20 protein-coding genes are annotated in these 21,042 nt (G+C 38.3%); 7 read left to right on the plus strand and 13 right to left on the minus strand.

Annotated features, from left to right (window positions below):
* Positions 1-141 precede the first annotated feature (141 nt).
* Positions 142-2,220, minus strand: a complete 2,079-nt coding sequence (locus LC418_RS00855; RefSeq protein WP_223557768.1) for a T9SS type A sorting domain-containing protein — start codon at positions 2,218-2,220, stop codon at positions 142-144.
* A 149-nt stretch (positions 2,221-2,369) separates the two neighbouring features.
* Here LC418_RS00855 and LC418_RS00860 point away from each other — a divergent pair, with 149 nt between their 5' ends.
* The gene (locus LC418_RS00860; RefSeq protein ID WP_223557769.1) at positions 2,370-3,239 is read left to right on the plus strand and encodes a helix-turn-helix transcriptional regulator; all 870 of its coding nucleotides are present in this window, start codon (positions 2,370-2,372) and stop codon (positions 3,237-3,239) included.
* 95 nt (positions 3,240-3,334) lie between these two features.
* Here the strand turns inward: LC418_RS00860 and LC418_RS00865 are convergent, their stop codons facing one another.
* Together LC418_RS00865 and LC418_RS00870 are read right to left on the minus strand one after the other, a co-directional pair.
* The gene (locus LC418_RS00865; RefSeq protein WP_174772309.1) at positions 3,335-3,619 is read right to left on the minus strand and encodes a hypothetical protein; all 285 of its coding nucleotides are present in this window, start codon (positions 3,617-3,619) and stop codon (positions 3,335-3,337) included.
* A gap of 91 nt (positions 3,620-3,710) precedes the next feature.
* Positions 3,711-5,318: a fumarate hydratase gene (locus tag LC418_RS00870; protein WP_111953633.1), complete on the minus strand. Its 1,608-nt coding sequence runs from the start codon at positions 5,316-5,318 to the stop codon at positions 3,711-3,713.
* A gap of 136 nt (positions 5,319-5,454) precedes the next feature.
* On the opposite strand from LC418_RS00870, the gene fumC reads away from it, so the two are divergent.
* Together fumC and LC418_RS00880 are read left to right on the plus strand one after the other, a co-directional pair.
* On the plus strand, positions 5,455-6,849 hold the full coding sequence (fumC, locus tag LC418_RS00875) for a class II fumarate hydratase (protein ID WP_111953635.1): 1,395 nt from the start codon (positions 5,455-5,457) through the stop codon (positions 6,847-6,849).
* Positions 6,850-6,993: 144 nt separating this feature from the next.
* Positions 6,994-7,200 (plus strand): bacteriocin-like protein, encoded by a 207-nt coding sequence (locus LC418_RS00880; protein ID WP_223557770.1) that lies wholly within the window; start codon positions 6,994-6,996, stop codon positions 7,198-7,200.
* 43 nt (positions 7,201-7,243) lie between these two features.
* On the opposite strand, the gene LC418_RS00885 is transcribed toward LC418_RS00880, so the two are convergent.
* From LC418_RS00885 to LC418_RS00925, 9 genes are all read right to left on the minus strand, one after another.
* A complete protein-coding gene (locus LC418_RS00885; protein ID WP_223557771.1) occupies positions 7,244-7,969 on the minus strand; it encodes an ABC transporter ATP-binding protein in 726 nt (241 codons plus the stop codon).
* A gap of 2 nt (positions 7,970-7,971) precedes the next feature.
* Positions 7,972-9,438, minus strand: coding sequence for a DUF5687 family protein (locus LC418_RS00890; RefSeq protein ID WP_223557772.1), 1,467 nt, complete (start codon positions 9,436-9,438; stop codon positions 7,972-7,974).
* 48 nt (positions 9,439-9,486) lie between these two features.
* The gene (locus LC418_RS00895; protein WP_223557773.1) at positions 9,487-11,136 is read right to left on the minus strand and encodes a DNA repair protein RecN; all 1,650 of its coding nucleotides are present in this window, start codon (positions 11,134-11,136) and stop codon (positions 9,487-9,489) included.
* Positions 11,137-11,207: 71 nt separating this feature from the next.
* Entirely contained in the window at positions 11,208-12,110 is a 903-nt protein-coding gene (gene porD, locus LC418_RS00900; RefSeq protein WP_111953645.1) for a type IX secretion system protein PorD, read from the minus strand.
* A 36-nt stretch (positions 12,111-12,146) separates the two neighbouring features.
* Positions 12,147-13,352 (minus strand): bifunctional phosphopantothenoylcysteine decarboxylase/phosphopantothenate--cysteine ligase CoaBC, encoded by a 1,206-nt coding sequence (coaBC, locus tag LC418_RS00905; protein WP_223557774.1) that lies wholly within the window; start codon positions 13,350-13,352, stop codon positions 12,147-12,149.
* Positions 13,353-13,474: 122 nt separating this feature from the next.
* On the minus strand, positions 13,475-13,798 hold the full coding sequence (locus tag LC418_RS00910; RefSeq protein WP_027372958.1) for a DNA-directed RNA polymerase subunit omega: 324 nt from the start codon (positions 13,796-13,798) through the stop codon (positions 13,475-13,477).
* A 42-nt stretch (positions 13,799-13,840) separates the two neighbouring features.
* On the minus strand, positions 13,841-14,836 hold the full coding sequence (locus tag LC418_RS00915) for an outer membrane protein assembly factor BamD (RefSeq protein WP_111953649.1): 996 nt from the start codon (positions 14,834-14,836) through the stop codon (positions 13,841-13,843).
* Between the two features lie 163 nt (positions 14,837-14,999).
* Entirely contained in the window at positions 15,000-15,623 is a 624-nt protein-coding gene (locus tag LC418_RS00920) for a GyrI-like domain-containing protein (protein WP_223557775.1), read from the minus strand.
* A 129-nt stretch (positions 15,624-15,752) separates the two neighbouring features.
* Positions 15,753-16,382: a TetR/AcrR family transcriptional regulator gene (locus LC418_RS00925; RefSeq protein ID WP_073328854.1), complete on the minus strand. Its 630-nt coding sequence runs from the start codon at positions 16,380-16,382 to the stop codon at positions 15,753-15,755.
* 96 nt (positions 16,383-16,478) lie between these two features.
* Between LC418_RS00925 and LC418_RS00930 the strand changes: the two genes are divergently transcribed.
* The 4 genes from LC418_RS00930 (at position 16,479) to LC418_RS00945 (ending at position 19,018) form a co-directional block, all read left to right on the plus strand.
* On the plus strand, positions 16,479-17,105 hold the full coding sequence (locus LC418_RS00930) for a TatD family hydrolase (RefSeq protein WP_223557776.1): 627 nt from the start codon (positions 16,479-16,481) through the stop codon (positions 17,103-17,105).
* Positions 17,098-17,823, plus strand: a complete 726-nt coding sequence (locus tag LC418_RS00935; RefSeq protein ID WP_111953655.1) for a tRNA threonylcarbamoyladenosine dehydratase — start codon at positions 17,098-17,100, stop codon at positions 17,821-17,823. Before LC418_RS00930 ends, LC418_RS00935 begins: the two co-directional genes overlap by 8 nt.
* Complete coding sequence (gene rnpA, locus LC418_RS00940) at positions 17,823-18,200, plus strand: ribonuclease P protein component (protein WP_223557777.1); 378 nt, start codon at positions 17,823-17,825, stop codon at positions 18,198-18,200. The genes LC418_RS00935 and rnpA overlap by 1 nt, the downstream gene beginning before the upstream one ends.
* A 209-nt stretch (positions 18,201-18,409) precedes the next feature.
* Entirely contained in the window at positions 18,410-19,018 is a 609-nt protein-coding gene (locus tag LC418_RS00945) for a DUF4126 domain-containing protein (protein WP_223557778.1), read from the plus strand.
* A 56-nt stretch (positions 19,019-19,074) separates the two neighbouring features.
* On the opposite strand, the gene LC418_RS00950 is transcribed toward LC418_RS00945, so the two are convergent.
* Positions 19,075-21,042 carry a hypothetical protein gene (locus tag LC418_RS00950; RefSeq protein ID WP_223557779.1) on the minus strand — a complete coding sequence of 656 codons (1,968 nt, stop codon included), beginning with the start codon at positions 21,040-21,042 and terminating at the stop codon, positions 19,075-19,077.

Here is a 21,042-nt window from a genome sequence, read left to right on the forward strand (position 1 = left end):
TTTTTATTCACATAAAAAGACCCGTGAGTTTTTTCACAGGTCTTTGCAGGAAAAGTAATTGTAATGAACTATTATTTAAAATAAACTAATCATGATATTCCACAACAAAAGGCTTTGCTGATCAACCAAACGGACCAGGACCTAGTTTTTAATAATTTTCTTAGAAAAAATATGGCCGTTCTTTAATTTTAATTCCACGATATAAATTCCATCCGGAAGTCCGTTCATATGGATTTGATTATTAACAAACTGTACATTATTAAGTCTGTGCCCTGTCATATTGGTCACATTTACACTTTCAATCAGTGAATCTGCTTTGATATTAAGGATTCCGTTAGTAGGGTTAGGATACATTCCCACTGTTTCAATATTTCTTATGATATCAGATGTTCCAAGAGCAGAAGCAGTTTTTATACATCTTACTGCTGAGCCTTGTCCCCTCATCGCCCCTGAAGAAGGATTGGCAATGGTAGAACCTATATATAAGTATTTTCCCCCTGAATTTGATGTATCCGAACTCCAGAAATACCCTCTCTGTCCTGCAAACGTAAGTGCCCCGCTGGAAGAACTTCTGTAACCGGACGCAGGAAGTTTCAGGTGACTGTTGTAAGCTGTGCCGGGATTGGCAATATTTTCTGCATTCACAATACCTGTCCATTCTGCCTGCGATGGCATTTTCCACCCTGTTCCTACAGCCCGGCAAGGATCTGCCCCTACATGCTTGGATACATTTGCAGGATCTGAAGCAGTCCATTTATCGGTAGCCTCAAAGGTTCCCCACCATGAAGGTGAGCCAATGATAAAAGCACTCAAACCAGCTAATCCGTCCGGTGAATTGGGAGATACCGGAGCCGCTGTTCCTGAATTTCTAAGCTGATGCCCGTCATCCCATCTTCCCCATTGGAAAAGGTCTCCATAGGAACTCTCGTCACCCATGGCAGAGGCAATCTGAGAGCTTCCCAGGTTTTGCTGCAGCCATATATTTCCGTCACCACCTCTTACAGTTGCATAGGTAACCTGCTGTCCACGGTAAGTAAAAGTAACACAGCCCGTATCTCCGGCATTGCTGCCCGGGTCTGTATTGGTACAGCCAGGCGGAACACCGTCTAACGGAATTCTTTTCACTTTAGTAACATCTTCCGTGTAAGCCAACACCAAATAATTATTTGCTCTGTCTATGGCCAGGTCGTTATCTCTTGCCTCTCCGTCAGAAATAAAATTCCCGCCTAAAGTCACCCAATTTTGGATAGCAGCATCAAATTTATACACTGTATTTCTTAACACATCATCATTTTCAAAACGGCTGGCAACCACATAAGGCTGTCCGGACTGGGTCACCGCTATAGCTACGTGCTGTACCTTCCCACCGGAAAAATTAGCCTGTCCAAGCTGTACCCATGCATTTCCTTCAAATTTCTTAACGTTCAGTTTCTGCCCGTTAGCCGAACTGGAAACATAAGCTACATACAGATTATTATTTCCATCTATAGCAATATCTGAGGTATACTGTTCTGAGGAAGAAGCGGCATCTACAATACTTCCTCCAACCAGGCTCCATGCATCCGTAGCCACTGCTGAAGTATTATTCTGATACACCCTTACACCTCCGGATATACTGCAGGTGTATACTTTTTGATCAGATCCTATAACCATTTCTGCAAATGTAGCCCCATTGGAAAATCCTGTATTTCCTACCTGTTCCCAGGCTCCGTTTATATAACGCTGTACTGTTCCTGAATTCTGACCTCCAAATGTAAAAAGTATGTTAGATGGAGAAACTGCAGAAGCATGATAGTTAGCTGCTGATGTTGTAACGTTGGGAAGCGATGACCATACAGTTCCGTTAAATTGCTGTGCTGCAATTCCCGAACCCGGATAACCAATCTGACTGGTATAAAAAACATTCCCGGAACCGTCTAATGATAGAGAGTTAAACGTTGCCGTTCCTTCAGTAATTCCTGGAGATCCTCCTACATATGACCATGAAGTTCCATTGAATTGCTGTACAGAGCCTTTAGCGACAGAAGTGTCATAATAAGAAAGGTAATAATTCCCTGTCTGGTCTACGGCCAGGTTATTATAACTGCTTCCAGCTGCTGAAACTCCCGCTGCACTTCCTACATCTTCCCATTGCTGGGCATATAGATAACTTCCTGCGATGGTCAGCAATGCTAAACCGGCTCCTATTTTACGCATCGCAAAATGTAAATTTTGAAACATATTTAATATTATTTTTAATTATTCTAAATTTAATTTAATTTTGCACAAAATTACCTTTCATTCTTAACCCTGAGTTATCATTTCCAAACTTTTTGTTATCCGATGTTAGGCTTTGTTTCAAAAAATTATACATTCCTAAATCATTGTGTATGAAGAATTCCTCCAGAAACGGATTGCTTTTCACTTCCGACCATATCAAGATGATCATGCAGGAAGAGCATCAGCCTAAAAAGTTTTCAAGATTACATATGATTGAGAGTAAGGCGAGCTTCAGTCTTCTCTTTCTGCTAAGCCCCAATATCAGATTAGAAGCGAATGACTGTGAAACAAAATTCATGTTCAGAAAAAACCAGTATATTCTCCACTATTCTTCTCATGAAAGCACAGCCGAACTTTGGACAGAAAGCCAGGAAACTATAAAATATTTCCAGATACAGATCAATTACCAGCATATCTTTAACCTTATCGATCCCGAATCGAGCAGAGAAAATGCGGAAATTCTGGAAAATATGATCCGGAACAATTATATTTTTCTCCACAAGAAAACTCCTCCCTACATGACTGTGGAAATGCACATGATTTTAAATGAGCTGATCAGCTATTCAAAGAAAGGAATGATGCAGAGGTTATTTGTCGAGGCAAAGATTATTAAACTCCTCATCCTTATTTTTGAGCAATTCAATGAAAAAAACAATACCCGGGAAGAGCCTGGCATTTCTTTTACCGTCAAAAAGTTCATCGATGAGAATTATCACAAAAATATAAGAGCAGAAGACATCGGAAAGCTGACGGGTATCAGCCAGAATAAGATCAGGAAAGAATTTAAACATCAGTATGATATGACCGTGACGGATTATATTTCGGAACTGAGAATGCTTAAGGCAAAGAAAATGATCATCAACAAAGACATTATGATTAAGGAAATCGCTATTGAATGTGGTTATGAGTATGTCCAGAATTTTACCCGTGCATTTAAGAAAAAATTCGGAGTTTCCCCGGAAAAGCTGAGAAACGGGTAATAAAAAAACCGCCTAAAAAATTAAGCGGTTTATATATGTTGTTTTGCTTTGATATTACTTTTTCAGAATTAAGGTGAAAAAGCAATGACAATCAATTAATGATGATGTCCGTGATCATGGATGAAAGGTCCGTTCCCTTTAGGGTTGCTGAAGATTACTTCTACACCTTCCTGCTCATTTACTTGTTTTCTTCTGATATCTTCAGGGTCGAAAGGTTTTACTTTTCCGAAATATTCTTTCAGACCTTCAGTTAACCACATTGGGATTACCAATCCGAAGAACATGAAGATACACCAGAATCCTACTAAGAACATAATTATAAAGAATACAGTCCATAGGAACTGGTAAAACGGCCAAAATGCTGATAAAATAGTTATCATTCTCTAAGATTTTAGGCAAAAATAGGACTTTTTTGTTTTGTACACAAAAGATACAAGCCCTATTTTATAATTTATTTTGATTTTAAACTAATTAGTGGGCAAGATCTGCGAAGAAATCATTGCCTTTATCGTCTGTAATGATGAATGCCGGGAAATCTTTTACTTCAATTTTTCTTACGGCTTCCATCCCTAATTCAGGGAAATCCACAATATCTACAGACACAATATTGTCTTTGGCAAGGATGGCGGCAGGTCCTCCGATGGACCCCAGATAAAAACCTCCATATTTACCACAGGCATTGGTAACATCTTTACTTCTGTTCCCTTTGGCCAGCATGATCATACTTCCGCCGTGGCTCTGGAACTCATCAACGTATACATCCATTCTTCCTGCTGTCGTAGGCCCGAAGCTTCCTGAAGCCATTCCTTCCGGAGTTTTTGCCGGTCCTGCATAATAGATCGGATGATTTTTGAAATATTCCGGCATCGGTTTTCCGCTATCGATGATCTCTTTGATCTTTGCGTGGGCAATATCCCTTGCTACAATTAACGTTCCGTTCAATTTCAATCTTGTTTTGATCGGGTATTTGGACAGTTCGGCAAGAATTTCAGGCATTGGTTTATTTAGGTTAATCTCAACAGCCTCTTCCAGGTGTGGAGGCGTATCCGGTAAAAATCTTTTCGGATCCTGTTCAAGTTGTTCAAGGAAGATACCCTCTTTTGTAATTTTTCCTTTGATATTTCTGTCTGCTGAACATGAAACGCCCATTCCGACCGGACAAGAAGCAGCATGACGAGGAAGTCTGATTACTCTTACATCATGGGTAAGGTACTTTCCTCCGAACTGTGCTCCGATAGCACTTTCCTGACAGATTTTCTGAACTTTAGCTTCCCATTCAAGGTCTCTGAAGGCCTGTCCTGCTTCGTTTCCTTCTGTCGGAAGATGATCGTAATATTTTGCAGATGCTTTTTTCACGGCAGCCAGATTCGCTTCAGCAGAAGTTCCCCCAATAACCAGCGCCAGGTGATAAGGCGGGCATGCCGCTGTACCCAGATCTGAAATTCTTTCTTTAACGAATTCTTCAAGAGATTTTTCGTTCAGTAATGATTTGGTTTTTTGATAAAGGAATGTTTTGTTGGCAGAACCTCCTCCTTTCGTTAAAAATAAAAATTCGTAGTAATCTCCTTTTTTAGCATAGATATCAATCTGTGCAGGAAGATTTGACCCTGAATTTTTTTCGTCAAACATCGTCAAAGGGACTACCTGGGAATATCTCAGGTTTCTTTTCTGATAGGTATTGTAAATTCCTTTGCTTAAATATTCTCCGTCATCAACCCCTGTATAAACATTTTCTCCTTTTTTCCCCATTACAATAGCCGTACCTGTATCCTGGCATGAAGGAAGAGCTCCTTCAACGGCAACCGCAGCATTCTGCAACAAGTTATAGGCAACGAATCTGTCGTTATCAGTAGCCTCCGGATCGTCGATGATTCTTCTCAGACTTTCAAGGTGTGAAGAGCGGAGCATAAAAGAAACGTCTGCCATTGCTTCTTCAGCCAGAAGTTCAAGACCTTTAGGATCAATGGTCAAAATCTCTCTTTCTCCTAATTTTTCAACCTTTACGTAATCTGATGTAAGCTTTTTGTACACCGTATCGTCTTTCTGGATCGGATACGGATCCTGATATCTAAAATCCATTCAATTTTTGTTTGTGCAAAAATACGGCATCCTCAAAAAAGCATGAGTAAAATCAGTCATCTGTATTGATATTTATAATGATTATAAATTGCGTGATTCTGCGTTTATAATTAACTTTATAAAAATTTCAATCACAATGAATTACAGAATCGAAAAGGATACTATGGGAGAGGTTCAGGTGCCTGCAGATAAGTTTTGGGGAGCACAGACTGAACGTTCAAGGAATAATTTTAAAATAGGACCTGAAGGTTCTATGCCCCACGAAATCATTGAAGCTTTTGCTTATTTAAAGAAAGCAGCAGCTTATACCAATACTGATCTTGGCGTTCTTTCTGCAGAGAAAAGAGATATGATTGCTAAGGTATGCGACGAAATCCTGGAAGGAAAGCTGAATGATCAGTTTCCATTGGTGATCTGGCAGACGGGCTCGGGAACGCAATCGAATATGAACGTTAATGAAGTGGTTTCAAACAGGGCTCATGTTAACAATGGAGGAACTTTAGGCGACAAATCTGAAATTCATCCGAATGATGATGTGAATAAATCACAGTCTTCCAATGACACTTATCCTACAGCCATGCATATTGCCGCTTATAAGAAAGTAGTGGAAGTAACCATTCCTGCTGTTGAAAAATTAAAGAATACACTTGCTGCAAAAGCAGAAGCTTTTAAAGATATTGTAAAAATCGGCAGAACGCATCTTATGGATGCTACTCCGCTTACTCTGGGACAGGAATTTTCAGGATACAGAGCTCAGCTTGAATTTGGATTAAGAGCTTTAAAAAATACACTTCCCCATCTTTCTGAACTTGCGTTGGGCGGTACCGCAGTAGGTACAGGACTTAACACTCCAAACGGTTATGATGTAAAAGTAGCTGAATATATCGCGAAATTTACGAACCATCCTTTTGTTACGGCTGAAAATAAATTTGAAGCTCTGGCCGCTCATGATGCGATTGTGGAATCTCACGGCGCATTAAAACAACTGGCTGTTTCTTTATTCAAGATTGCCCAGGATATCAGGTTATTAGCGTCAGGACCACGTTCAGGAATCGGCGAAATTCATATTCCTGAAAATGAACCGGGATCTTCTATCATGCCGGGGAAAGTAAATCCTACGCAAAACGAGGCAATGACTATGGTTTGTGCACAGGTTTTAGGAAATGATACTACGATTTCTTTTGCAGGAACGCAGGGAAATTATGAACTTAATGTTTTCAAACCTGTTATGGCCTATAATTTCCTTCAGTCTGCCCAATTGATTGCAGATGCATGTATCTCATTCAATGATCATTGTGCTGAAGGTATTGAACCCAACCATGAGAGAATTAAAGAGTTGGTAGACAAATCATTAATGCTTGTTACTGCTTTAAATACCCACATCGGTTATGAAAATGCAGCAAAAATTGCAAAAACAGCCCATAAAAATGGCACTACTCTAAAAGAAGAAGCTGTAAACCTTGGCTTTTTAACGGCTGAGCAGTTTGACGAATGGGTGAAGCCGGAAGATATGGTGGGAAGCCTGAAATAAATTTTTAGAATTATAGATTAAATGTAGAAAAGCCTCAGGAATCCTGAGGCTTTTAATTTGTATAAAATACTGATATTCAAAATTTTAAATCTATTTCAATTATATAATTTCATATATTAGTGATATAATATAAAAACTAATCTTATGAAAAATTTAAAAAAATTCAGCAGAGAAAGCCTGAAACAGGTATTTGGAGGTGCGGTTATTCCGCGCTGTCCTACGAACTGGTATCTTGTTCAGTACAATGGTTATTATGCATGCTGCAGTAATCCCACGGACAATCCTTGCCAGGGGTTGTGCATGGTGCATGTAGATATGTGTGCAATTCCGATAGAGGAAGATCCTATTTAAGATAATTGATGGAATGGCCGGGAAAATTTTCTCGACCTTTTTATTATAAACTAACTGCTGAAGGCACTGAAACCTGATCTGCAAAATACTGTTCAAGATCCTTTAACGTTTCCGGATTGGTCTTTATATCTTTTACAAGCTGTCCTTTATTCACAACAACGATTCTGTTACAGACTTCTGTGGTATGGGAAAGATCATGGCTCGAGATCAGAAAAGTTACACCATCCTGCTTTGAAAGTTCTTTGATCAGATTTTTCAGTTTGATCTGGGTGGAAGGATCCAGGTTCGCAAAAGGTTCATCAAGGATAATGATCTCCGGATTTCCGATGACAGCTCCTACTATTCCTACTTTTTTCTGATTTCCTTTTGACAGATCACGGACGTATTTTCCTGAATTAAGAATCTCACCATTGAAAAAATCGTGAAATGGCTTTAAAAATTCATCAATGGAAGCCTTATTCTGGCCTCTCAGTTCTCCGATGAAATAAAAATATTCTTCCGGTGTCAGATAGCCAATCAGGAAAGTATCATCCACGAAAGCAGAAACTTTGTTTTTCCAGGCTTCAGATTCATTCACCTTGATATCATCAATGCTTACGAAGCCTGTAGTAGGCTGAATCAGATCAAGCATAAGACTGAAAAGAGTGGTTTTTCCGGCGCCATTGTTTCCTACAAGCCCAAATGTTTCACCGTTAGGGATTTCAAGATGCTCAATATTAAGAACTGTGGCAGTTCCGTAAGTCTTGGATAAATTATTGATAGTAATCATAGTTAATCTTTGTTTTTAAATGCGTCCAGTGTACTGTATTTTTCGCGTTTATATTGTTTGACGATGATATCGAATATTTTTTCTCTGAGGAAGAATCCTGCAAGTCCAAAAACTGCGATGCTTACAACTCCGGCCGTAATTCCAAAGAAATATTTTGAAAGGGCAAAAACACCCATTGGAAGCAGCATTTTCGGAATTAATAAGAGCATGGATTTCAGATTAAAGCTGTTTTTCTGTCCTATCCTTTTTTCTTTTGAATTAAGATCAATTTGGGTTTTATTAAATGCCCCGGACCAAAGGGTAAGCTGGGAATTCACTCCGATATTATAAAGTCCTGCTGCCAAAAATGTGATATAAACTTCCCAACCGAAGTAAGCATAAAATAATGCAACAATAATTGAAGCTGCCGTCACAATATTGATCAGCCACCATTTTGCCTTGAGATATTCTTTGTAAGGAACATTCAGCGTCATCATCAATGGATAGTAAGAACTGTCGAATGCAGGAACCCTCTGCCCGAAGAGAAACTGAAAGCCTCCTGTTACAAACAGTCCCATAAACATCATCATGGCAGGCGTCTTATAAATCACAGAGGTATACATCAGCAATCCGTAAAAAAGAAAGAAAAAACTTCCGATCAGAATTCCTTTGGTGACTTTATTCCGTCTCAGCATTTTAATATCATTGTTGATAAAGGTTCCGATAACGCCATATTTGTTTAGAAAAGCAATATTTTCCGTTTTCCCAAACTGTTTTTTAGCTTCAAGCCCCTGATCCAAATAAAATTCTTTCCGGACGCAATTAAAGCATATTTTCCAAAGACTGAAAAACAGCATAACCGGAATTACAATCATATAAGGATTCTTGTAGAAACCGTAAACAAATCTCTCTGAGTAAGAAAGCACAGGGACTATATTATAATACCCAAGCCCGGCCACTGCAGCAAATAGAAGCCCTATGATAATTGCTACTATTTCCTTATCATTAAACAGAATATTAATGAAATTATTAAGGTAAAACAAAAAAGAAATCCCGATTAACCAGGCCAAAATACCCGTCACACTGTATCCATTGAACAGTGCAATGAGGGAAAATGTAATAAAGAATAAAGAATTCAGCCAGCTTAATGCCGAAAGAAAGGTTTTCACAAGCATATAATTGACCAGTGTATTCTTGGGAATATTCTGGGTCAGAAACGGTTTAATATTCTGGGTAGACATTTCCTGCCAGATGTATTTCAGAATGAGGTCCAGTGCCCAGGCAACCACTACAAGTTTTGAAATCGCTTTTAAAGGATCTTGGTGCATTTCGTCCCGCACATAGAAGAATGCGGCAAAAGCACCTCCTGCCAGGCACGCCATAAAGTAGAGGATTCCTATAAAACGAAGGATCTTCATGGCAAGATTCACCCCTACAGAAGTACCACGGAAAAAGCTCTTGATTTCGAGCCTGAGGAACTTTAGAAACATATTTAGTTTTTTTACATTAGTCAGTATAATGTAAAATATGTTACAATTTTAGCCAATAAGTTCTTTAGCCTGTGCCAGTGCGGCCTCAGTAATTTTGCTCCCGGAAAGAAGCTGGGCAATCTCGTTCAGCTTTTCCTCGTCATCCAGAGGAATGATGGTGGATTGTGTTTTACCGGAAATATCACGTTTAACCACTTTGTAGTTATTATTTCCTTTGGCTGCAACTTGTGCAAGGTGAGAAATAACAATAAGCTGCATGTCTGTGGCCATTTCCCTCATCAGGTTTCCAATCTCTTCTGCTACTTTCCCGGAAACTCCGGTATCTATTTCATCCAGAATCAGGGTTGGAAGCTCGTCGCTTTCGGCAATGATTTTCTTCACTGCAAGCATGACCCTTGATCTTTCACCACCGGAAATAGCCGTCTGAATTGGTTTTAAAGGGAAGCCTGAGTTAGCTTGAAACAGCAACTGTATATTTTCTTTCCCGAATGCATTAAATTCAGGGGTATCCTGAAGCTCAATGTCAACTCGGGCTTTTTCAAGACCTAATTTTTTAAGAAGAGCTTCTGCTTTTTTGACAAAGACAGGAATAGATTTTTTTCTGTTTTTTGAAAGTTTTTCGGCCAGAGACTGAAGTGTTTTTTCTTTTTTGGAAATACTTTCTTCAATTTCCAAAATTTTATCTTCAAGTTCTGAAGCACCTTTCTGTTCCCCTGCAAGCTGGTCTCTGAGTTCTTTCAATTCATTGATATCAGAAACGCTATGCTTTAGAAACTGGGCATTGATTTTATTATTAAGATCAACAAGGATAGCAAGATTGGCTGGATTGATTTCTATTCTTTCCGATTCATTTTCAAGTTCGGAAATAATATCTTTTAGCTCCACAAAAGAAGTTTCCAGTCTTTCATCAAGTTCTGAAAAACTACTTGAAACTTCTGATATTTTTGATAGTTTATTTTTAGCTTCGTTGAAGAAAGAAAGGATCCCGACTTCTTCCTGGTGAAACCTTGAAAGAATCTGGACCAGGTTTTCAGAGATCATTTCGGCATTCTCCTGGATAGAAAGCTGGTTCTGAAGGTCTTCATAGTCTATATCGTCCAGTTTCAGTTCCTCCAGTTCGTTTAAGAGAAACTCTTTATAATCGCTTTCTTTCCTGTTTTCAGAAAGCTGGGCCTGAAATTTTTTAAGCTGTATTTTTAAACTCTGAAAATCTGAAAATTCATTCTGATATTCTTCAATGGCTTTTTTATTTTCAGAAAGGCCGTCAATAATTTTAAACTGGTATTCTGAGGTAAAAAGGTTTGAAGTTTCAAACTGCGAGTGGATATCAATCAGTTTTGAAGATAATTCTTTAAGTACATCAAGGGTTACCGGTACATCATTGATAAATGCTCTGGATTTTCCGGAAGGAAGAATTTCCCTTCGGATGATGGTCTGATGCTCATAATCGAGATCATTTTCAATAAAGAATTTTTTGAACTGGTTATTTAAATCAAATTCAGTTTCTACAATACTTTTCTCTTCTGATTTGGAAATAGACTTTACGTCTGCCCTTTCGCCCAAGATAAGCCTTAAGGCACCTAAAATAATAGATTTTCCTGCTCCGGTCTCGCCGGTGATGACCTGTAAACCGTTATGCAATGATACTTCAAGAGTATCAATCAAGGCAAAATTTTTAATATAAATTCTCGAAAGCATGGATAATAGCTGATTACTTTAAGTAATGCAAATATAGAATTAAGTATTCAAAAACTTAAAACGAAGGATCTTTATTTCCACTTACTCCACTTATTCTCCGAATATTTAGGTGTGAAGATCATCATCAGCTGTTTAAGATCATTCATAACAAGTCCTCCATTATTTCCTGAATTGAAAATATTGAAGATCTCATCACTTTTATTATCAAGAAACAGATTGAAGTAATAGGATTGCTGGAAAGAGTTTTCATACCTTTTCAGCTGCATAAGGGCGTCAAAAATCACTTTTTTCGCAGCGGTCTGATCCTGATTGAACAGATTATCCAAACCTGCTCTGTGATAGGTATACATCGTGGAACGCAATTGATTCCAGTTCGGGTTGATAATTTCATTGATGAGGATGGTACGGCTTCTTGGCTCATTGATGACATTCCAGCCTTCATAGTTTCTGTTCTGAGAGTTCTGGGCAATCTGCTGGGCTTTTGCAAACCATGGTGTTCCGCCCATAGACTGGAAGCTGTCTGCGTCATAACCTAAAATGACGTACACATAAAAGCTGATCACATCAATAAGGTTTTTTCCTGAGAACTGTCTTTCATTGAATACAAGATTTTCGTTTTCAATATATTCAAAGGCAAATCTCTGGTCCTGAAGGTTAATCAGCGGAGACTCATAGCTGGTACTGAATACGGGACGCACAGCCTGAATCACAATGCTTCCCTTGAAACGGTTTCCGTCTCTTTCAGCAATAACAACTGCAAAATTACATTTGATCTTTTCGAAATTCTGAAGTTTTTTCCCCGTCCAGCTGGTATTATTGATGAAGTCTCTAAGACTTTTCTCCAAGGCTTTATAGGCCTGCTGGTTACTTCCTCCCAGTTGCTGGGAGTTGATCTGTACGGTCGCAAGCAATTCCTGGGAAAAACTCAGATTATATATAAAAAGCAGCAAAAATAGGCTTATGATTTTTTTCATTATCTATTAAAAATTGAGAACGGAAATTTATTAAAATTATTTTAAAAGTTGAGCCTCAACAAAATCCAGAATATCTGCAGCGACTTCATCTTTTGATTTGAGATCAAATTCTTTTTTTCCTGTTTTGGTAAATATCTTAATTTTATTGGTGTCGTTTTTAAAGCCTGCACCTTCATCACGGAGGGAGTTCAGCACGATCATATCAAGATTTTTCTTTTCGAGTTTCCCTTTGGCATTTTCTTCTTCATTCTGGGTTTCCAAGGCAAAACCTACCAAAAACTGATGGGTTTTCTTTTCACCCATTGTTTTAAGAATATCAGGATTTTTAATCAGTTCAATGGTTAAATTATCATCATTTTTTTTTATTTTCTCTTTCGCAACCTCTTTTGGGGCATAGTCTGCTACGGCGGCACTGGCAATACCAATATCCACGCGGTCATAAAATTCAAACACTTTATTCAGCATTTCTTTGGCAGAGGTTACTTTATGAAGCTGGATATTTTTATCTTCTGTCTTCTGTGAGCTGGGTCCTGATATCAAAATAACTTTTGCTCCTCTTTTTGAGGCTTCTTCAGCAAGGGAAAAACCCATTTTGCCTGAGGAATGGTTACCGATAAATCTTACGGGATCAAGAGCTTCATAGGTTGGCCCGGCTGTGATCAGCACTGTTTTTCCTTCTAAGCTTTTGGCATGATTTACGGAGTTAAAAAAGTTTTCAACAGTTTTAAAGATAGTCTCAGGTTCTGCCATTCTTCCCTGCCCTACCAATCCGCTGGCCAGTTCACCGGTTTCAGCGGGGATAATGATGTGACCGTAATCTTCTGCCAGTTCAATATTCCGTTTGGTGGAAGGATGCGCATACATATCAAGGTCCATTGCCGGAGCAATAAATACAGGGCATTTTGCAGACATATAGGTAGCAATCACGAGGTTGTCACACATACCGTGAACCATTTTAGCCAAGGTATTAGCCGTACATGGAGCTACGATCATTACATCTGCCCATAAGGCCATCTCCACATGGCTGTTCCAGGTACCGTTATTGCCATAAAAATCTGAATATACAGGTTTTCTGGAAAGGGTTGAAAGACTTAATTTCGTTACAAACTGCTCTGCATCGGGCGTCATAATCATCTGAACTTCGGCTCCTTTTTTTACAAAATCCCTGATCAGGAAATGAATTTTATAGGCCGCAATTCCCCCAGAAACAGCGATAAGTATCTTTTTACCGGAAACACTCATTTAGTTTTAATTTTTGAAATACTAAATTACTTATTTTTTCGCACAAAGACAGGTATAAACAGACAAAGGTCATAAAAGAACTGAATTCCTTTATGACCTTCATATATAAAAAACACAAATAATTATTTTCTGTCTTCTGTCTTTCTGAAATAGATATCTTCATTCAGCCATTCTTCGATAGCAATAGAAGTAGGCTTAGGAAGTTTTTCATAATGTTTAGAGATTTCAATCTGCTCTCTGTTTTCGAAAACTTCTTCCAATGTAGAATTGTGCACCGCAAATTCGTCCAGTTTATTGTGAAGTTCTGTACGGATTTCTGCGTTGATCTGCTCTGCTCTCTTTCCCATGATAACAATAGCTTCATAGATTGAACCTACTTTATCTTCAATCTTGTCTTTATCGTAAGTAATAGTATTTACTTCTGCTTTTGTATCTTTTACGCTCATTTTGAGAAATTTATTTTATTAATAAGATGGCAAATTTACGAATTATCTTTGGATTTTGAAAGTGGCCGCCGGAGGAGGGGTCTGAAGTGCTGCACTATCCCTCTGGATCTGCATTGCCTTCTTTTCATTGCTGATCTGATCTTTAATCTGCTGCTCAGCTTTAGTTTTTTCTGCCATTTTATCAGCCTCCTTTTTCTGTCTTGCCGTTAATGCTGCAATTCTTGCTTCTGTCTGTTTTTTAACAACAGCAAAGTTTTCTTTTTCTTTTGTCAGTTTCGCTCTAAGGTCTACTGCTGTTTTAGAATATTCCGTATTCGGAAGCTCTTTTTCTACCAGCTTTGTATAAGCAAGGGCACTTTCTATACGCTCATCTTTAAGGTCATATACAGACTTTAAAGCCAGCTCATAGCGTGATTTCATGATATAATCATAAATCTTCGGACGAAGCTTGGTACTTGGAAAATCTTCCAGTACGTTTTCAAAAGCAACGTTAGCAGCTTTGTACTCACCCATTTTGAAGTACTGTCTGGCATTTTCATATGCCTTGAATTCTAATTTATAAGACAGCTCATCAATCAGCTGACTGATATTTTTAGATCTTTCAGAGTTTGGATAATTGGTCAGGAAATCCTGAAGCTCATTGATTGCGGTTTCTGTAGTGGACTGGTCCAGGTTATAATCCATAGAACCTTCGTAGTAGCATAATGCAGACATATACGCTGCTTCTTCTGCTCTTGGATCTTTAGGGAAGTTGACCGCAAAGTTTTTAAACTGATGCCCCGCCAGCTTATAGCTTTTGTCATAATAATTCGCATAAGCAGTATTAAAACCTACATTAGGAAAATCATCTGTTCCTGCTACGAGGTTAGTAAGCCTGTCATATAGTGCTAATGCATTCTTCCACTTCTTTTTGGCAAAGTTATCATTAGCTGCCTTTAAGATAAAATTCTTGTCAGCACTCTTCATTGCTTTTTCCTGCTGGCTTACGCATGAGGAAATCACTGCCACTGCAAAAAGACCTAAAATATATTTTTTCATATAAAAAATTCAACAGTTTTCGGATGATACAGCCGATTTACTAATTTGCAAAAATATAACTTTTTTGTCAATAGATTTTTTTTTATGAATATTTAACGTATTTTAGTTTACAATAGATGCTGAATTATCAATTGCAATAAAAATATCCAAAATACATTTTAGGCTATTTTACCGGTTCCCTTAAAATCGTCCTTAACTTTTCAGGGGCTGTTTTCCTAAAATCAGAGAGGTAAATTTCGTGGTGCAAACCATTCCTGGAAAGACGGTTATTATCCATAAAAACACTGATTTTTTTCAAAGATTCAGGCTCCGTAGAAAACGGCCCCAAATGCATTATCTGAACTGAACGTCCTTCCTCTAATGTGAACCATTCAACAGCCGTGGCTTTTTGTATTTTCTTTTCACCGGATACTTTGTCTATTGCGTTTACGAGGTCTTCAGGCTTAACAAATTCAGGCATACGAATCATTAAGCGGTACTCCCATTCGCTTCTGGGAACTTCAACCGGACTACTATCAATCGTTTTTCCAGCATATTTTTTTTCATCGAACCACCAAAGTCCTTCTAACTTTGACACCACAAAATCTTCATTTTTTTCTTTATGTGTAAATTTTAAGGTATAAGCAATGGAATACAATGCTTCAATGTTTTTTTTAAAAGGTTCTCCGGAGGGATCTCCTTTACCGCAAATTGAAATAAAAGATGCTTTTTCAATCTGTACTAGCTGTGGCTGAGCTTTAGCTGTAAAATACGTTTTGTATTTTTTAGCAAGATCTAATTTTTCCATATTAATTATTTTAATTTGTTAAAAATATTCGGTGTGTTTTCCGATCTAATTAATATGCAAAGTATATTTTTTCCGCTAATAGATTCTTATATTTATAATCATTTAACGCATTTTAAGTGTGCACCTATTTTAATCCGCGGCATATCCTAAAATAGCAAAAACACTGACTAAAAGATTCATTCTTACTTTTTTTTCTGCTTCTTTGGTATAAGCCTCTTCATTTTTACTCGGCACATACAGCTCATAGAAATTTTTGTTCCTGATGACAAATAATGTAGACCCAATGATCATGGTAAGAATATCTTCAGGCTTTGGTGTGAAAGTAAATACGCCTGATGCAACCCCTTTTTTGATAACATCATCCAGCTTTTTCACAAACAGCTGATAGAAATCCAATAGCTCATCTTTTAAGTTTTCGGTATGTCTGAGCTCCTGTGTCACAAACCCGTGGAAATAATTGTATTTGAATAGTTGCGAAACAATGTACTTAATGATCTCCCTGAGCTGCATTTCGGGTTTGCCATCCTTAATGGTATCTGCAAATTCTGAAAAATTCTCTCTGGTCTTCAATACGCGGTATTGATAGAGATAGGACATCATTTTTTCTTTGGAACCGAAGTAATAGGAAATCATGGCCACATTAATGTTGGCCTTGGAACAGATATCCCTTACAGAGGTTCCTTCATATCCCTTTTTGGCGATAAGCTCTTCGGCAATGTCCAAAATATGGATCTGTTTTTCTGTAAATTTTTTTCTCATGAAGTGCACTTTGAGTAAAGTTAAGAAATTTTTAACAAAATTATAAACGTTCGTTTAATAATTTTAAATTAATTCTGGATAGTTGTACTTTTGTGAATGGATTTTTTTGATTTTCACCATCATAAGAAGAATAACCTGAATGGGATCTACAATATAGATTTTGGGACAGTTCCTCCGGATTCTCCTTATTCTATAGGTATACATCCTAAAGATATTGTTGTGGATTCTATGAAGGAACAGTTCAGCTGGCTGGAATCCAATATTTCAGAAAACTGTCTGGCTATCGGTGAATGCGGACTGGACTCTATTGTATCGATACCCCAGAATATCCAGGAAAAGGTTTTCCAGAGACAGATTATTATTTCAAACGAGGTGAAAAAACCTCTGATTATTCACTGTGTAAGAAAGTTTTATGAGGTCATTTCTTTTAAAAAGAAGGCTGAACAGGCGGTTATCATTCACGGTTTTAATAAAAAGCAACAGATAGCGGAAGACCTTCTGAAAAATAATTTTTATTTGAGTTTTGGAAAAGCTGTTTTGTATCATCTATCTTTGCAGGATATTGTAAGAAACACTCCTTTAGACAGATTGTTTTTAGAAACTGATAATGAAGATTTTAACATAGAGGAGTTATATTCAAAAGTTTCGGAATTAAAGGGTATTTCTTTGGAAAAACTGAATGAACATATTGTAGAAAATTTAGACACGATAAAGAATGGATAAGTATTGGCTGGAGAGAACAGAGCTCCTGATCAAAGAAGAAGGGCTGGAGAAACTTAATAAAGCAAATGTACTGGTAATAGGCTTAGGAGGCGTGGGCTCTTTTGCCGCAGAATTTTTAGCCAGAGCGGGTGTAGGGAATATGACTATTGTAGACGGCGATACGGTGGACATCACCAACGTCAACAGGCAGCTTCCGGCATTGCATTCTACAGTGGGGAAACATAAAGTGGAGGTTGTTGCTGAAAGGCTTCTTGACATCAATCCGAAAATTAATTTAATCAAGATCAACGAATTCCTGAATCCTGAAAGAATGGACGAAGTCATTGATTCTGATAAGTTTAACTATATTTTGGACTGTATCGACAGTGTTACTCCAAAGCTATGCTTAATAAAAGCAGCCAAAAGAAGAAAAATAAAACTGATCAGCTCTATGGGAGCCGGTGGAAAAACAGATCCCAGCAAAGTAATGGTAAGAGATATCAGCAAAACGCAGAACTGTTTTCTTGCCAGACAGATCAGAAAAAGACTTAAAAAGGAAAAGATCAATAAGGGTTTCAGATGTGTATTCTCGAATGAGCTTCAGCAGGAAGAAAGTTTGAAAATGACGGACGGAGCCAATTACAAAAGGTCTTTCTACGGCACTATCAGCTATATCCCTGCCATCTTCGGATTGTATGCAGCAGCTGAGGTGATTAATTATCTAGTGAAACAAGATTAATGCAGAACTTTAAATATTCCAGGGAAGAAAAGCTCAAAAAAAATACTGAGATTGCTTTACTTTTTGACAAAGGTAAATGGAGAAGCTGCGGAAATCTGAGGGTAATCATTCTGAAGGACAGGCCCAATCTGGAGGTGGAAAGCCATAAGTTCGGGGTATCTGTTTCTAAAAGATATTTCAAAAAGGCTGTATATAGGAATCGGGTAAAAAGACTTTTACGGGAGTGTTATCGTCTGAACAAGAATCTGTTTAAAGAGGCTTTCGGAGAAAAAACATTGGCTATGATGTTTTGGGTTTCCCCAGAAATGCCTGCTAAGTTTCAGGAAGTGGAGGAGCAGTTCATCAAGCTTTGTCATATGCAGAAGAAGCCTCAATGATGTAGCAATATAACAGTGTAGTAATTTCCCAATGCAATCATCTTGTGTAAACTCTTGTAAAGTCTGAAGGTGTGTTTAGCTACAGATGGCACAGATTTTCACAGATGATTCCGGAAAGTTGTTGTTATAAAATCTACAAGTATTTATTTTTTACAAAACCTTGCATAGTTTTTGTAATTTTAGAGGAAACAATAAATCTGAAAATTAAAATGTTAGATCATGTTCCCTATTTTTCCTACATACTCAGTGCCTTCATTGGTATAGGATTGGCAGCCGCTACGGGCTTCAGAGTTTTTCTGCCGATGTTTGCGGTAAGTCTTGCCTCTTATTTTCACTGGATCCCGATGAATGAGCATTTTGAATGGCTTTCGGGGCTTCCGGCACTTATTACTACCGGAATTGCAACAATCGCTGAAATTTTAACCTATTACATCCCGTTTGTGGATCATCTACTGGATACGGTCTCGGTTCCTTTGGCTACTGTGGCGGGCTCTGTTTTATTTGCCAGCCAGTTTGCCGATCTTGGAACTTTTCCGCAATGGGCACTTGCATTAATTGCCGGGGGCGGAACAGCTGCTACGATCAGTTCCGGTTTCGCAGGAATCCGGGCAGCTTCTACTGCGACAACAGGCGGCCTGGGAAATTCTGTAGTGGGAACTACTGAAACTGCAGGAGCCGGAATCATGTCTATACTGGCGATGGCTGCACCGATTATTGCTGCCGTTTTTGCACTTATCATGATTATTCTTGTTATTATCTTTGGACGGAAAGCCCTGCGGAAACTGCGTGGCAGTAAAAACACCACTGATAGTATATAAAAAATAAGGCTGGACACTTTTCTGTGATCAGCCTTTTATTATTTTTTTAAGTCTATTCAGCTTTTACTTCTGAAATCTTTTATTTCCTTGATTTTAGATTGGAAATATTCCTTTTTTTCCGGGTTTTTATTGATCAGAATTTCAAATGCCTTGATGGCTTTAGTATAGAGTTTCTGCTCGAAATAAAGGTTGGCAAGTGTCTCTGTCATCAAATGAGAAATGTCATCATTCTTTTCTTTGACAACGTAAGTACTCTCGTCTCTTAACTGACTTATTTTAGGATTATTTTCAATGAAAGCTTCAATTACCTTTTCCTGAACCGGAGTTTTTTCCTTTTGAGAAACCTCCTCTTCTGTTCTGCCGATCTTAAGCCAGCTCTGCCATGTATTGATAAATCCGGGCACATTGCTGTCGGCCTGTGTTTGGCTCTCTGCTTTGCCCTGATGAACAGGCTCTTCTTCTTTTGCTGCTTTTTCTACTGCCAGACTCGAAATATCGGTCCCAAAGAAAGATACATTCATAACTGGTGCTTCTTCTTTTGGCATTTTTGTTTCGATCATTGCTTCTGAATTTTCAACTTCTTCATTTTTCTCTTCTACAATTTCAGGTATTTCTTCTTCAGCAACAGAAAGTTTTTCGTCTGAGACTGTTTCAGAATCTTTTTGAGGTTCTTCAACCGTTTGTGGAACAATTCTTTCTTGTTTATCTTCTATTACCGGGATTTTCTCCTCTTTTGGGATTTCTGCCTTAGCCGCAGGAACTGCACTGGCATGGCTGATCATGGAATCGGGCAGATTGGACTCAAGACTCATAGGCTTCCACACAAAAGCTTGTTCTACCGCAGTTCCGATTTCTTCTACTTTTTCCCGAATCTCTACAGGCTCTTCATGCTGAATTGGCTGTTCGATTATATCTTCTTTTACTTCCGTAGCAGGTTCTTCGGCTTTTGGTTCTTCTTTTTCCGTGGACCAGAAATGAAAGCTCTGTGTTTCAGCAAAACTGATCTCATGATCAGCAGTTTCCGGCTCTTCATTTTCAACCTTTGATACCGCCTGTACTTCTTTCATTTTTTTCTCTACTTCTTCAATAAGGCGTCTCATTTCTTCCTCATGCTTATTTACATTCGGCTTAGGAATTTCAGCAGTTACAGCTTCGTTATCTGTGTTTCCTTGGATTTTAACATCCGGCAGAAATTCATCCATCCCGTGGAAACTGATCTCAGCATGAGGCTCATTTACATGGGCATCTTCATTTGTAATTTCCGGGTCCGGCGCTGTTTCAGCAGTCACGGGCTCTTCAATAGCTTCATTTGTCTCAGTCTGTTCAGCTGATGGCTCTGTTTCCGGTGTCAGAGTTTCTACTTCATGGAAGCTTAGTGCATCATCTGTCTGTATTTTCAGCTCTTCTGAGGGGCTGTCAATTTTATTTTCCTCAACAATTAATTCAGGAGTGAATTCTACTCCGGCTTCTGAGTTTTCAGGCTGATCGTTTTTATTTGCGGCCGGCTCGGTTATAATTTTTTCGTTAAGATGTTCTGTTACCGGTTCAGTTTTTTGCGTAACTATTACTCCTGATTCCAGCGTAGATTCAAGATCTATTATTTCAGAATGGACTTCGTCCAGGAAGTTTTCTTCTCCTTCAAATAGAATTCTGTTTCTTTCCCCATTAACATGAATATGCTTAACTTCCTTTGCAGGCGGAATCATAACTGCTGCCTCTTCATATTTGTTTTCCCTTTTTTCGGGAGACTCGTCTCTTTTTATCGGGAATGTTTTCTCTTTATAAGAATATTTTACTGGTTTTTCCAGAATTTTAGAAGCATATCTATCTTCTACAGTTTCCAGTTTCGGTTCACGTTGGATTTTACCGTTGATCAGCTGGTAAAGAAGTTTCTTATCTGTGGTATAAGCGGCGGTCGTGGAAAGTTCTTTCTGATAGTTTTCTTTATCGTAAAGATGTACCCCAAACAAATGAAGCGCCCTGATGTTCTGAACATAGGGAAAAGCATGTATTTCTTCTTTCAA

Source organism: Chryseobacterium lathyri (assembly GCF_019970085.1).
Classification (GTDB): Bacteria; Bacteroidota; Bacteroidia; order Flavobacteriales; family Weeksellaceae; genus Chryseobacterium; species Chryseobacterium lathyri.